The sequence below is a fragment of the Photobacterium proteolyticum genome (genome assembly GCF_001939735.1).
GTDB classification, from domain to species: Bacteria; Pseudomonadota; Gammaproteobacteria; order Enterobacterales; family Vibrionaceae; genus Photobacterium; species Photobacterium proteolyticum.
Genome location: NZ_MJIL01000060.1, coordinates 214,348 through 228,381, shown reverse-complemented (window position 1 = coordinate 228,381; position 14,034 = coordinate 214,348). Strand labels below are relative to the sequence as shown.

Sequence of the window (14,034 nt, the reverse complement as noted above, 5' to 3'; positions counted from 1 at the left end):
AAAATAAGGGTAGAGAAAAAGAGGGTAAAAAGGTGATCGAAAAAAAACGGAATCCTAGATCACAATCGCCGGAATACGCAGCTGATACCGAAACCAACGAAATCTCTTCCGTCAGGGTAAGTATCTCGTTTGGTACACACTCTGAAAGAGCCCCCTCCGGGTAAATCAACGAAAATGGGTTGGCCTGTACTGCCATAAGTCCGCTCACCGATCGTCGTGAAGTGCTGTAAGTTATCGGCGTAGATCAAAAAATCCTCTGCTGCAGAAGCTGTGTGTCTGCCAATCAGCACCACGGTAGGCACTATGTGACTATCACTCTTGGCTTTAAGCAACGACATAGAGCCAGACTCCCACGCGTTATCTTGAGCATACTCCTTATACCCCCATGCCTTGTAAGCTGCGATATGCTTCCTTGATTTCCAAGTCGAGCCATATAAGTCTTGATTGGTAAAATAGGATAATATCTCGGCACCTATACCAGAATTGCCGCCGCCATTAAACCTGAGGTCAATAATGAGGCCTTCAGATTGTTTTATATCTTCGTAAGCTAACTTAAAGTCGTGCAAAATCTGTCTATCGCTGAAACTATTTAACGCCACGTAAGCAACTTGATTATCCAACCACCGAAACTCAAACAACTGACCATTAGAAGCTGGCAAGTTAAGTGCAACTGTCTCAGTTTTAATGTGTCGTGAGTTTCGCTTAAGTGTGATTGCTTTTTGCTCTCCCAAGGGGGATTGGATAGCGAAATTAACTTGACTGCCAGGCGATCCTTTTAACATATCCCTTACTGAATGACTCCACAAAGCTTGCTCTGTTGAACTTGAAAGGTAAGGCATAAGATTAGTTTTTAGATATGTGTCTAAATCAACGCCTTCGACTGATATGATCGTTGAGCCGAGAGGAATGTCAGTTAGTAATCTCTTATCAATTTCTGTGATTACAGCTTGGTGATTAGCTTCCGTGGCCTTTATTGCGGGCCAGTCAACATATCTATCAGAAAGTCCTTTCGGTAAGTAAATATTGGTATGCCCGTCATGCAATAAAGCACTGAATTTCATCAATTCACGGTAATACTCATAATTATTTTCAGTTGCTAATACCTTTGGTATAAATTCTCTGTAAGCGTTATCAAAATCTAGCTCAGGCACTTGATCAAAATAAGCAAAGTTGTAGCTGGCCTCTTTCCAAAACAAAGACAGGCCATACAACTTATCCTCATCAGATAGATTCTCAGGAGTATCCAACGCTTCTTTAGCACATACAGATGTGGATGCTATACCCAAGGCGATTAGCATTGGTAATAACACTTTTCTCATCATTTCAACCAATCCTTAGTTATGTCGTGTTTTAAAGTACATCGCAGTGTTATGACGCCGGATGGTGCGCGTTGACTTGATGATTCACATCACTGAACCATACTATTTAATTACAACATACTCTTTAAAACATACCCTAACTAAACAATCAAAGTTTTCATAATCAGTGTTCAAAACACAACCAATAACGATTTGCTCATGGGAGGAATAATCATCACCACTTACACAGCATGTTCAGTCTAATAAGCGTTATAAAATACTGATTGTAGTTATTGTTTGATGTTGCTTCATATCTAAAAATAACTGGCTTAGATAATAATTTTATTACCAATTAGTTTTAAGAGATGCATCACAAATATATTTATCAAACTGTAATTAACAACCTTAATAATTCGACTTATTTCAAGTCTGATTCATTAATAATCATTGACATAAAAACAGAATATCAAAGTCAGATAATTGAGTGAATTGTTTCCCCCCTTGATTTGTCACACAATTACAACCCTTAATTAACAAAGACTTATCCTAACTAAATTAGAATCAGGCGCACTGCACAATTTGGCATATTGGCTATTAAAACCTTTTATATTTTAAGGTATTACTATTTATCAAGTTAAGGCGACATCCCAAATGGGCATACTACATCGACAACTCTGATAGCGTTTTATACATGCAATTCGATTTTTCAATGTGGTATGAAAAAAAGAATACAATGAGATTCCACCAGCTGTAGACAAAACTCCCTAACCACTCCTTTCGTTATCTATTACGAAATCAGTCTTTACTGAGTTCATAAGCCTACCCCTGGCGTCACAATACCGTCCCGGCGGATTGTTGCCACACACCAGCAATAATGAAAAAAATTGCGGTGAACAGAATTTTTATTAACCAGGAGACTCACCATGAGTGACATTGCGCTCTCTATCAGCATTCTTGCGCTGGTAGCGGTGCTTGGGCTTTGGATTGGGAATTGGCGTATCTATGGCGTAGGTTTAGGGATAGGCGGAGTGCTGTTCGGCGGCATTTTCGTTGGTCACTTCACCGGCACCTGGGGCATCGCTCTCGATTCAAATACCCTGCACTTTATACAGGAGTTTGGCCTCATTCTCTTTGTTTATACAATAGGAATACAGGTCGGGCCGGGCTTTTTTGCTTCCTTGAGAAGCTCGGGGCTAAAATTAAACGGTTTTGCAGCGCTGATAGTCTTGCTTGGCTGCCTCGTAACCATCGCCCTGCACCAACTGTTCGATGTGCCTTTACCCGTGATCCTCGGGGTATTTTCCGGTGCCGTCACCAATACGCCATCGCTGGGTGCTGGTCAGCAAATTCTCTCTGAGCTTGGCGCTCAGGAAGGTATGCTCGATCTTACCGGTATGGGCTACGCCGTTGCTTACCCGTTCGGGATCTGCGGCATCTTGCTAACAATGTGGACCCTACGCCTCGCCTTTCGCGTCAATGTCAACAAAGAGGCCGATGAGTTTGAAATTCATAATGGCCATAAAAAAGAGAGCCTTCACACCATTAACGTCGCGGTCAAGAACCCCAACTTAAACGGACTGATGCTGATGAATGTTCCAGCACTGACCGAGGGTGATATTGTTTGCTCGCGCCTCAAGCGCGAAGACCACCTCTATGTTCCTAAACAAAACACGCATATCGAAACCAATGATCTACTGCACTTAGTGGGCGACAAGACTGCACTTGAAAAAGCACGTCTGGTTATTGGGGAAGAGGTTGATGCCTCGCTCTCAACCCGCGGCACAGAATTGCGTGTTCAGCGTCTGGTTGTCACCAACGAGATCGTACTCGGCAAAAAGATCCGCGATTTGGATCTGAAAGAAAAATACGATGTCGTTGTGTCGCGTCTCAACCGTGCCGGCGTCGAGTTAGTACCAACCAGCCAGTCTACCTTGCAGTTTGGTGACATTCTCAACCTGGTCGGCAAACAGGAAGCCATTGAAGCGGTGAGCGGTATCGTAGGTAATGCTCACCAAAAGCTTCAGCAAGTTCAGATGCTCCCTGTTTTCGTCGGTATCGGGCTCGGGGTGTTGCTGGGATCAATTCCGTTCTATCTGCCTGGTTTCCCGGCAGCCATCAAGCTTGGCTTGGCGGGCGGACCACTGATCGTCGCCCTAATCCTGGCTCGAATCGGCAGTATTGGCAAGATGTACTGGTTTATGCCGCCAAGTGCCAACCTTGCCCTGCGAGAGATCGGTATCGTGCTCTTCCTGGCTGTTGTCGGACTGAAATCCGGGGGTGGGTTTATCGATACTTTGGTTAATGGCGACGGGCTAAGCTGGATGGGATACGGAATCTTGATCACTGCGATCCCGTTGATCACGGTCGGCTTCATTGCTCGCATCTTTGGCCAACTTAACTACCTGACTATCTGCGGCATGCTAGCCGGCTCAATGACCGATCCACCGGCGCTGGCCTTTGCCAACGGCTTGCACCCAACGAGTGGCGCATCGGCATTGTCTTATGCCACTGTCTACCCGCTTGTCATGTGTTTGCGGATATTATCCCCTCAGTTGCTCGCTATTCTGCTCTGGGCAATGTAAGACTTCAGCAAGCCACGCTACTGCGTGGCTTGATTTTTTCATCTACTCCCGAGCCTATTGTGCCAGCAAACGAACCTGATCACCGTCATTCACTTGAAGGGCATCTGCCATTTCAGGGGAAATCCGCGCTTTGGAAAGCGCTTTGTTCACATCGACCTTGCCGGCAACCGCCCTGAAATGCTGAAACTCAGTATTGCTGACCAAATAGTCAGACTGGCTACTATGTTCACTTATTTCGACAGTGCAATAAAACGCCTGGTAGACAGAGCGAATATTCACCATATCGCATTCTACTGTTGGCCCGGCATCAAAAATCGCCGCATAACCACGGTTGGTAAATCCTTCTTTCTCTAGCAACCGAAGCGCCGGTCGTGTGTTTTCATGGACCTGACCTATAACCTCCTGCGCCTCATCACTAAGTAAACTGACATAAATCGGCAGTTTAGGCATAAGATCGGCAATAAACCCTTTTTGGCCTACCCCAACCAAATAATCTGCATGGGTAAATTCAATCGAAAAGAAATGATCTCTTAGCCACTCCCAGAATGGAGAGTGCCCCTCTTCATCGGATACACCACGCATTTCGGCAAACACTGTTTTGGAAAAACGCTGCGGGTGCTCACCCATCATTAAGAATCGACATTTTGACAGCAGACGCCCGTTGAGCCCTTCACGCCACTGAGGACGTAAAAACAAGGTACATATTTCGCTGCAACCTGTGTAGTTATTACCGAAGGTTAATAGCTCGACGATATTATGTACTCCCAACTTGCGCGAAGAATGCACCACTTTGCTTATATGGTAACTGTAAAAAGGTACGTCAAGCCCGACCGTGGCCTCGATACCTGTGGTGCCAACAACTTCTCCGGTTTCAGTATCTTCGGCCACCATCAGGTAACCTTCAATACCCGGCGAGCTCACCTCTTTGGCAAAGCTCTCCAGCGAGTGTTGAATTTTCCCCCGGATCAGTTCTTCGTTTACCGGAAGCGAGGTGAACCCATGACCTGACTCTTCGGCACAACGCATAAGCGCCGGAAAATCGGCCTCCGTAATTGGACGAATTACTAGCATCGAACATCCCTCCTGATGCATATAGTGGCCTCCTGGCCACTCGTTACAATAAGATCGCTAAGAAGATAGCTGGCAGCATGACTGCTGAGTAGAAGATCGAAATGAACACACTAAACAAACATAACAATTCAGACACAGAATAACTGTTATACCCCTTGCATATTTATAACAATAAAATCACTTCAACGCATAAATTGCTTATACTTCGTCCTCTGCCTGCCTTTCTTTGCGCACGAAAGTAAAATAACGCTTCATTTGTGAGCTGTAGCCCATTTTTTACTGATAGCTGTATAAATAACACAACATTCTGTAAAGAATTAATAGTCAGTGCCGACATACTTTATTGGGAAGTGCATAACCCCCAAAATTATAATTATGAATGTAGATGAGTCCGAGTCGCTATGAATAAATTACAGTTAAAAAGCAAATTATTGCTGCTAAGCATATTACCGGTTTTCATCATAATGAGTGTAGCGATAGGGATTATCGTGACACTTGAAAACAAAGCAGTAGAAGAAGAGGTTACCCTTTACAAAGAACGTCTGATCCTCGAACGCAAGAACCAGCTAAAAGATGCGACAACCATCGCCCAGCACGCTGTTGACGGCGTTCTTGCCGACAACACCAACCCTAGCATTGCACTAGAGAAAGTCCGTGCCCTGCTTACCCCTCTTCGGTTTGCCAGTGACCGCTCTGGGTACTTTTTCATTTATGACATGAAAGGCACCAACGTAGCGCATGCGACCGCTCCGGCCAACCACAATCAAAATCGACTGAACAACACCGACGTTAACGGTGTTGCCTACATTAAGGGATTAATCAAAGCCGCTCAGAGTGGCGGTGGTTTTGTTGCCTATAGCTATCCCAAAAGCAGTGGTGGTCAACCACAGCCGAAATTAAGCTACTCGACAACAGTTAATAACGGCCAGTGGTTCATTGGTACCGGCCTTTATATTGATGATATCGACGCCCAGGTCGATGCTTATCATACCCATGCTGCCGCTAGCATGGCTGAGAGGTTTAAGCTTGTTTTGCTTAGCTCTATCGTGCTGGGTGCGCTGAGTGTGCTTTGTATTCTGTTCATAGCCAACCGCATGACCCGCCCGGTTCAGAATATGGCTAAAACGCTCAACGAAATTGCCGATGGTGAGGGTGATTTAACGCGCCGTCTGGAAGTACAAGGGCATGACGAAATTGCCGAGCTTGGTAATGCATTCAACCGCTTTGTTGCCAAGCTGCAGGGGATCATTACCCAGGTTTCAGATGTGACTGATAATGTCAGCGGTGCTGCCAACAATATCCATGATCAGACTATTCGCCTAACGCAGCAGCTTCAGGAGCACAACAACGAAACCGAGCAAATCGTAACAGCAGTTACTGAAATGAGCTCAGCTGCAAGCGAAGTGGCAATGAATGCCAACGAAGTATCGAATGCCACCAGCAATGCCAGCGAAGATTCACATGTTGCCCAGCAACGTGTTGATACTTCCGTTGTCTCCATCAGCGCGCTCGTCGACGAAGTCGATCAGGCCGCCCAGCACATCCACTCTTTGAACCAGCAGTCACAAAAGATTGATAACGTTCTGAAAGTAATCGGTGAAATTGCCGAGCAAACAAACCTGCTAGCACTAAACGCAGCCATTGAGGCAGCGCGTGCAGGTGAACAGGGCCGAGGCTTCGCCGTCGTTGCCGATGAAGTTCGTGGGCTGGCAAGCCGTACCCAGTCTAGTACACAGGAAATCAAAGAGATGCTTGATGAGCTTCATGCCCTAGTTTCTCAGGCCGTATCATCAATGAACAACAGCCAGTCGACGTGTACCGAGGCGGTAGGTGCGGCGAACTCTATTACCGAAAGTCTGTCATCAGTTACCGGTGCAGTTGAAGCCATAAATGACATGACCAGTCAGATAGCTACCGCGGCTACTGAGCAAAGTTCGGTGACGGATGAAATCAACCGTAACATGGTTGCTATCCAGGATATCGTTACCGACCTTATCCATTCAAGCAGCAGCTCAGAGCAAGTGGTCAGTGAGCTAAACCATGCCGGCACAGAGCTAAAACAACTGGTTGGCCAGTTCAAGACAAGCTAACTATTTATCTCGGCTCTAACACTCCCTCAACAACGGCTACCTTGGAAAAGGTAGCCGTTTAACATCCTGTTACTGCGCAGTGAAACCAAACTTGCCGTTATTGTTCTTCCACTGATCTTTGGCAGGAATTGGTTCGATCGTATCCCAGTGTTCGACGATTTTACCTTCATCAATACGGAACAAATCATAGTAAGAAACATGTTCGCCACCCAGGCTTCCTTCGCTAATGCTCAAGACAAAGTTGCCTTCTCCAAGCACCAGGTGGTTCTTGTCATACACCATCTTGATACCTTGAGCTGTCATCTGCTCCAGTGCCAGCGCCAAGCCACTCAGGCCATCGGCTATCACCGAGTTATGCTGCAGATAATCTTGCTCTCCACTATCAATAAAGCGCCCGAGCTGGGAATAATCACCTTTCATGAGAACTGTGCTGACAAAGTCTTCCACCAACGCTTTATTCTGCTCGGTCTTTTCGAGATCCATAACTTGTGTCTGGCCGTCAAGCTGCGTTCTGCCGCTAGGGTTTGGCGACGTTTTCTCAGCCAGGTTATCCCAATGCTCAACAATCAGACCGTCTTCAAACCTAAACACATCAAAACCGACTTTAGGACCAAAGAAGTTATAATCGGTATGCGTAAAGACATAGTCACCATCCTGGAAGGCCCGTTTAACATCAACCTTCGCGCTGCCTTTAGGAAGCGCCTGAAGTACGGCACCAAACCCTGCAAGTCCATCTCCGACAGCAAGGTTATGCTGAATGTAATTATCTGGGTTCACGTAGCTAATGGCTTGGTGGTCACCTGTTTCGATACTGTTAAGAAGTGCAACAGCTTTGTCTTTATTGGGCAAGGACAGTAATTGCTCTTCAGCTGAAATCTGACTTGTGCAAGCACTACATAAGATAACGGTTGTTGCCAGTACGGCAGATAGACCTTTTTTCATTTTGTTCACCTCTTGTTGGAATGAGGAAATAGTAATGAAAGCAAGGAAGGGTCACATGGTCAGTACCCGCTGAAAAATGGTCAATTTCGAACATCTTTACCGAATCCAAAAACAGGTTCAGACACAAGGTAAACCAGACTCCGCAGAGGGTTCAATTTGAAGTCACTTAACTGAATACTGTTTCTGAAAGCGGGAGGGCGTTAGCAACGTATGCTTTTTAAAGTACTTAACAAAGTTACTGGCATCTTCAAAACCCAAATCATAAGCCAGTTGCTGGGTTGGCAAACCATCTAACACCAAGCGTCGTTTTGCCTCCAGAATCGTGTAAGCATCAATAAGTTGCTTGGCTGTCTGGTTCGTTGCCAGCTTCGATATCTGATTAAGCGTCTTATAGGTGGTATGTATTTGCTCTGCATAATACGTTGCATCACGGGTACGTTGAAAGTTTTTCTCCAGCAATTCAATAAAGTGGGAAAACTTACTCAGCTGCTCTTTGTTCAACCTGTCATGGTGACTTTCAGGCATAGCGCGGCGAAGTATTAACGACAGTGAGGAAAACAGGAACATTGCAATGAGGGGATCCGCATTCTGATAACTCAGCTCTTTGACGATCTCTGCCAGAATACTTTGGCTGCTACTCAGCACCTCAGAGTCCGGCGTAAATACTGGCTGATAAGCATGTTCGAGGTGGATGGGAGTAAACTCCGGAAGACGCATATTAGCCAGCGCCTGATCGATAAAAGTCTGGGTAAACAACAGCACCTTTCCTTTAGGCCTATGGCTAAAATCAAATGCATGAACCTGGTTTTTCTGCACCGAAATAAAGGCTCCGGATTGATAAGGATAGTTTACAAAATCAATAAAATGGCTCCCCTCTCCTTCTTCAATATGAATGAGAAGGTAGAAGTTGACTCGGTGCGGCAGAGTTGGCGTATGGTTAAGGCGATGAGTACGCTGATATATTTCTTCCAGATCAATGGCTTCGATTTCTCGGTTTGCCGTTTTTGCGTGATTGAAGCCTACTTCAGGTATATTCATACAACTCTTATTAACTTCTTGTTTGTCAGGAGCTTCTCAAAGCACTATCGCATACTCTATAGCCAAACAACCATGCCAAGCATTAAGTATTAGGCACTTAGTCCGACCACCAGATAAAATGCAAGTGACAATAAGGCCACTGCCAGCGTGTAGGGCAGCTGTGTCGCGAAGTGTTTTTCCGGAGGACAGTCTGCAGCGGATGATGCGACAATCACCGAGTCGGAAATTGGCGAACTTTGATCGCCAAATACCGCTCCGGAGATCATTGCCGCAATGCACAGCGGTACCGATGTACCAGTACTCACCGCCAGTGAAACCACTATTGACGTCATAATACTGACCGTCGCCCCCGAGCTGCCCGTTGAAAATGAAATCAGTATACACAACACAAAGATTGCAACAGGAACAAGCCCTAGAGGCAGCTCACCTGCAAACAAAGTTGCCAGGTATTTTCCGGTTCCCAGCTCGCCAGATACCCTGCTTAATGAGAAAGCCAAGATCAGAATAATCGCGGCAGGCAGCATATTTTTCATGCCTTGTAGGCACCAGTCTATATATTGTTCAACGCTCACCATATTGGCACGAAAATAAACACCTGAACCGATAAGCGAAATAAAACCGCTCAAATAGACTGCCGAGCTAATATCATCCGTCATATAAGTTATTAAGCCAATCGGTGTTATTAACAGAACAATAGGCACTAGCAGATAAAATGCAGTCGCTGATGAATGAGCAGCAACCCGGCTTTTCATGTTTTCATTATCGACGATAACAGTTTCACCAGTATTCGCAACAAGCCTCTCTTTCTTCAATAGTGCCAGCAACGGCACTAAAGCCAATATCACAATCGTATAGAACTGATAAGGCAAAGCGCTAAGTACATAGCTAGCTGGTTGCTCAGACAACATTCCCTTTTCAACTTCTGAAGCAATCAGGCTGGTCAGAAACACTCCGGCACCACTAAAAGGGACAAGCCAGGCCAGAGGTGCACCAGTGCAGTTAGCTACGAGTGCCAGCCTTTCATTAGAGATCTCAAACTGCTTGAACAAGGGTCTGCCAACCACACCAACCAACATCATCGAGCCAACACCTTCCAGACACATTAAGAATCCAAAGCCGAAAGTGACTAGCTGCGCACTGACTTTTGTTCTTACCGGGCCTCGTTGTCTGGAAAGCTGGTGAATTAGTGCTTCTACTCCGCCAGACTGTTGCATTACATTAATAATGGCACCAATCATCACGATAAAGATCAGGCTTTTCACCGAGCTCGGCGATGAAAAAGTGACGGCAATCGCATTGAAACTATCTGCAATTCCACCAATCACTGTTTGTGCAAGCAGAATTGAACCCGCCATGATGCCAGTAAAAATAGCGACGTAAACTTGCCGGGTAGTCATCGCAAGGAGTATTGATATACACGGGGGTAATAAGGTTAGCCAAGAGTCCATAAACGGCCTGTTCTGAAGGGAAGCTTGCAACAAACACGAAGAGATAACCCGGAAGCTATCTCTTCGCCATTAGCAAAAAGAGATCAGTCCTCGAAGACAAACTTAGCGTCGTTTAACACTTCTTCCGGCCGCTTACAGACATAATCAGGATAGAGTTCGCTGGTACGCAATGTCTGCTCATTAAACGCAGCAAGCTTACCAATGACATAAATCGCGTAGTTGATCCCCCAGCGCTCTTTGTCTGTTTCCGATCCTTTTTTCGCCGTCACTTCATCACCAGCACTCTCTTTCATGGTCGTAATATATTCTGATGAGAAGTGTTCATACTCGAAGGAATGATCAGGCCAGTTTCGTTTAAGCTGATCCAGCATGTCGTGTTGGGAAAGCGCATTGTAGTCAACCTGAACGCACTTGTTCAGAGTTCGCTCATCAGTTACCGCCAGCGCCGCAAGATAACCGATGTCTTCGATATCATGGGTATAGATAGGCAACTCAAGATCACCGAACGTGGTGATTTTTCTGAAGAACCGCAGGTTCGGCAGAAAATAGTCAAAGATGCCGCCGTTGTAAAATAGCGTCCAGCCAATGCCTGAGCTCATCAACAGGTCGTGAAAGCGCTTCTTGTTGTCAAACACTTCACCATCACCCATTTCAAGCGCTTGAGTATGACAACCAAACTCAGACGGAACAAAGCGTTTCACGCCGGCTTTCACTGCCGCCTCCAGCCAAACAGGCTCGGATTGCTCGATGATAGTTTTTGAACCCGGAACACTGGCAACCAGAGTATCAACCCCCTGAAGTATCTCTGTCATTGTATCCACATCATGCATATCAACACAGACAGAAATCAAAGCCCCCTGTTGTTCAAAAGCCATCAACTTAGCGTCTTTTTGCGGCTTACGGGTAATGATGGTGGCATCATGCCCAAGCGAGAGCAGACCTCGTGTTAATGGTGTCCCCACTTGTCCTGTCGCACCAATAACAGCCACATGTTGCTTTTTCATACCAAGCTCCTCTCACTTCATAAGATGCAATTTGTCAGGCACAGTTCACAACGGCTCAGAGTAATAGCACAAGCCTGCCTGTACCTGAGGAGAAAATTGTAAATGTCCCCATATTGCATTTCATGGTCAGAGCCAGTCTTAAAATGGTAAATATCGAACCCGGCACTCTCTTTCTGATGATAATCAAGGTTCCTTTCAATCGACTCACACTTACTTACATATAGCCGCGACCAATAACCTGCAGCTATACAGCATCTCTTTGATATAAAAGTTAAAACGAGCTGTAGATCTCCACAAAAAATACTGTTGCCTATGCGAAGTAGGCTGTTTATTCTCTAAATTGTATTTTCCGATAACGACGATCACTAAAGGCAGAGTAATGAGCAGTTCACACAGCTACCCGATTGGTGCTCCAGGGCAAAAATGGAGTGATAAAGAAAAGGCCGTATGGCTTAAACAAGTTACGATCAAACGCTCTTACCAGGACGAAGTCGTTAAAAAACTCACCCCGCTCGGGGAGCGCTTTGACTTGCTCCAGTATGGTGCTCTTTCTTATGATAGCGAGAAATACCCTCTCTTTGCGCTAAAGACCCGAAACTGGGACAGCAACAAACCAACAGTCCTGATCACGGGCGGTGTTCATGGCTATGAGACCAGCGGTGTGCATGGTGCTATTCAGTTTGTTGCTACGGAAGCTGACAACTACAGCGATACATTCAATATCATTGTCGCCCCTTGTGTCAGTCCATGGGGATATGAAACCATCAATCGCTGGAATCCCAATGCTGTCGATCCTAACCGCTCTTTCTATGAAAACAGTCCGTCTGAAGAATCGGCTGGCTTGATGGCATTGGTTGCTTCACTCGGTTGTGACATTCTTGCCCATATAGACTTACACGAAACTACTGATACCGATGAGCTGGAATTCAGGCCGGCCCTCGCCGCTCGAGACGGCATTGAGTATGTCAAAGGCATGATCCCAGACGGCTTTTATCTTGTCGGTGATACCGACAACCCTCAGGATGAGTTCCAGAAGGCTACTATCGAATCAGTCCGGAAAGTCACCCATATCGCCCCGCCTGACGGGGAAGGAAAAATCATTGGTGAGGCAATAACCCAGGAAGGCGTGATTAATTACCCAACCAAGAAACTAGGCCTATGCAGCGGCTTGACGAATTGTACTTACGGCACCACAACCGAGGTGTACCCGGATAGCCCTCTCGTTAATGATCAGGAATGCAATGACGCACAGGTAGCGGCAGTAACCGGCGCACTTGATTACATTATCAAGCTGTTGTAGCAAGACCCGACGTATTCTTTAACGCCTTCATACTCAAATGATATCGCATCAAGACAAAGCCAGGTTTTCAACCTGGCTTTGTCTTTTTACGTTGCCTGTCACGGTTGAGGTACGCCAAAAAAGTATTAACCAAAGATATTTGGTAGCTTACAGCCATAATCAAGCCAATAAGAGTAGCGCAACGCCGATGAAGCTATCCCAACTCAATGCATTCAAAGCAATTGTCGAATGCCAAACCGTTACCGCTGCAGCGGAGCGGCTCAGCCTCAGCCAACCCGCCGTCAGCCGATTGCTTTCTGGGCTGGAACAGCGCCTGGGTTTTCACTTGTTTATCCGCAAGGGAAACCGGTTGGTATTGAGCGATGAAGGACAGGCATTCCATCTGGAAGTTGCCAAAGTTTTCGATGCTGTGACCGGGCTCGACCTCGCTGCAGAATCCATCAGATCCAGTCACTTTGGAAGTCTGAATATTGCCGCTATGCCTTTGCTGTCCAACGCCTACCTTCCCCGTATTCTGGCAACCTTTCTCAAGAATGCCCCGAAAATGAAGGTCGGCTTCAAAACCTACCGTTCCGAAGAAGTGGTTCGCCGGATCCAAAGCCAGACCACCGATATCGGTTTTGCCTTCGTCGACGAACATCTGGCAGGGGTAAAAGCTCAGAAGATCGAGTGTGAATGCGTCTGCCTGATCCCCGCGGACAGCCCGCTCGCCAAACGTTCGGTGATCGATATTTATGATATCGCCGACCAAATGCTGATCCGCCATGAAAAAGATGCCATCCAACGGCGCATAGATGCCCTACTGCGCCGCTACAACCTATCGACCGTAGAACAAATAGAAGTATCATTGGCCAGTACAGCCGCCGTCCTGGTTCGCGAAGGGGTAGGAATTGCGATTACCGATCCGTTTACGGCCCATATGGAGTGCGAGCATCCCCAGGTTGTGATGCGCCCTCTGGTTTTTAGTCTTCCCTTTGAGTTCGACATGCTCTACCCGGCACTCAAGCCAATACATCGGCATGCCGAGCAATTCATCGAGCAATTCCTGCTCCTTGCCGACGAACTGGATATTTACCTCAAAATCGGCCCGATGCGGGATCTTGATGAAGATGCAGATGCGCAATCTCACAGATAACCAGTAACTGTCATGAATAAACACAACTTTAAAAATAGTCAAAATATCAGGTAGTTAAGATCAAACTCGATGACAACCATTACTTTTTTGCATGGTTGTTTGCGTCTTCTTCATTGGCTGTAAAAG

At 46.2% G+C, this 14,034-nt stretch carries 10 protein-coding genes; 4 read left to right on the top strand and 6 right to left on the bottom strand.

All coding sequences use genetic code 11. The features are described from left to right. Positions 1–59: 59 nt before the first annotated feature. Complete coding sequence (locus BIT28_RS10280; RefSeq protein ID WP_075763457.1) at positions 60–1,322, bottom strand: S41 family peptidase; 1,263 nt, start codon at positions 1,320–1,322, stop codon at positions 60–62. A gap of 899 nt (positions 1,323–2,221) precedes the next feature. Between BIT28_RS10280 and BIT28_RS10275 the strand changes: the two genes are divergently transcribed. Beyond that, complete coding sequence (locus BIT28_RS10275) at positions 2,222–3,880, top strand: putative transporter (protein WP_075763456.1); 1,659 nt, start codon at positions 2,222–2,224, stop codon at positions 3,878–3,880. Positions 3,881–3,934: 54 nt separating this feature from the next. On the opposite strand, the gene astA is transcribed toward BIT28_RS10275, so the two are convergent. Continuing rightward, entirely contained in the window at positions 3,935–4,951 is a 1,017-nt protein-coding gene (gene astA / locus BIT28_RS10270) for an arginine N-succinyltransferase (RefSeq protein WP_075763455.1), read from the bottom strand. A 401-nt stretch (positions 4,952–5,352) separates the two neighbouring features. On the opposite strand from astA, the gene BIT28_RS10265 reads away from it, so the two are divergent. Beyond that, the gene (locus BIT28_RS10265) at positions 5,353–7,041 is read left to right on the top strand and encodes a methyl-accepting chemotaxis protein (protein ID WP_075763454.1); all 1,689 of its coding nucleotides are present in this window, start codon (positions 5,353–5,355) and stop codon (positions 7,039–7,041) included. 69 nt (positions 7,042–7,110) lie between these two features. Here the strand turns inward: BIT28_RS10265 and BIT28_RS10260 are convergent, their stop codons facing one another. The 4 genes from BIT28_RS10260 to BIT28_RS10245 all read right to left on the bottom strand — a co-directional run bounded on the left by BIT28_RS10260 (position 7,111) and on the right by BIT28_RS10245 (position 11,473). Then, positions 7,111–7,983, bottom strand: a complete 873-nt coding sequence (locus tag BIT28_RS10260; RefSeq protein ID WP_075763453.1) for a nuclear transport factor 2 family protein — start codon at positions 7,981–7,983, stop codon at positions 7,111–7,113. 162 nt (positions 7,984–8,145) lie between these two features. Then, positions 8,146–9,021 (bottom strand): AraC family transcriptional regulator, encoded by an 876-nt coding sequence (locus BIT28_RS10255; RefSeq protein WP_075763452.1) that lies wholly within the window; start codon positions 9,019–9,021, stop codon positions 8,146–8,148. An 89-nt stretch (positions 9,022–9,110) separates the two neighbouring features. Then, positions 9,111–10,469, bottom strand: coding sequence for a Na+/H+ antiporter NhaC family protein (locus tag BIT28_RS10250; RefSeq protein ID WP_075763451.1), 1,359 nt, complete (start codon positions 10,467–10,469; stop codon positions 9,111–9,113). 83 nt (positions 10,470–10,552) lie between these two features. Further along, the gene (locus BIT28_RS10245; protein WP_075763450.1) at positions 10,553–11,473 is read right to left on the bottom strand and encodes an NmrA family NAD(P)-binding protein; all 921 of its coding nucleotides are present in this window, start codon (positions 11,471–11,473) and stop codon (positions 10,553–10,555) included. Between the two features lie 379 nt (positions 11,474–11,852). On the opposite strand from BIT28_RS10245, the gene BIT28_RS10240 reads away from it, so the two are divergent. After that, positions 11,853–12,773, top strand: coding sequence for a M14 family metallopeptidase (locus BIT28_RS10240; RefSeq protein WP_075763449.1), 921 nt, complete (start codon positions 11,853–11,855; stop codon positions 12,771–12,773). Positions 12,774–12,960: 187 nt separating this feature from the next. Further along, on the top strand, positions 12,961–13,908 hold the full coding sequence (locus BIT28_RS10235; RefSeq protein WP_075763448.1) for a LysR family transcriptional regulator: 948 nt from the start codon (positions 12,961–12,963) through the stop codon (positions 13,906–13,908). Positions 13,909–14,034 lie beyond the last annotated feature (126 nt).

Coding starts and splice junctions, on each gene's coding strand:
- BIT28_RS10245 (WP_075763450.1), bottom strand. CDS start 11,473: ATGAAAAAGCAACATGTGGCTGTTATTGGTGCGACAGGACAAGTGGGG.
- BIT28_RS10265 (WP_075763454.1), top strand. CDS start 5,353: ATGAATAAATTACAGTTAAAAAGCAAATTATTGCTGCTAAGCATATTA.
- BIT28_RS10280 (WP_075763457.1), bottom strand. CDS start 1,322: ATGATGAGAAAAGTGTTATTACCAATGCTAATCGCCTTGGGTATAGCA.
- BIT28_RS10250 (WP_075763451.1), bottom strand. CDS start 10,469: ATGGACTCTTGGCTAACCTTATTACCCCCGTGTATATCAATACTCCTT.
- BIT28_RS10240 (WP_075763449.1), top strand. CDS start 11,853: ATGAGCAGTTCACACAGCTACCCGATTGGTGCTCCAGGGCAAAAATGG.
- BIT28_RS10275 (WP_075763456.1), top strand. CDS start 2,222: ATGAGTGACATTGCGCTCTCTATCAGCATTCTTGCGCTGGTAGCGGTG.
- BIT28_RS10260 (WP_075763453.1), bottom strand. CDS start 7,983: ATGAAAAAAGGTCTATCTGCCGTACTGGCAACAACCGTTATCTTATGT.
- BIT28_RS10255 (WP_075763452.1), bottom strand. CDS start 9,021: ATGAATATACCTGAAGTAGGCTTCAATCACGCAAAAACGGCAAACCGA.
- BIT28_RS10235 (WP_075763448.1), top strand. CDS start 12,961: ATGAAGCTATCCCAACTCAATGCATTCAAAGCAATTGTCGAATGCCAA.
- astA (WP_075763455.1), bottom strand. CDS start 4,951: ATGCTAGTAATTCGTCCAATTACGGAGGCCGATTTTCCGGCGCTTATG.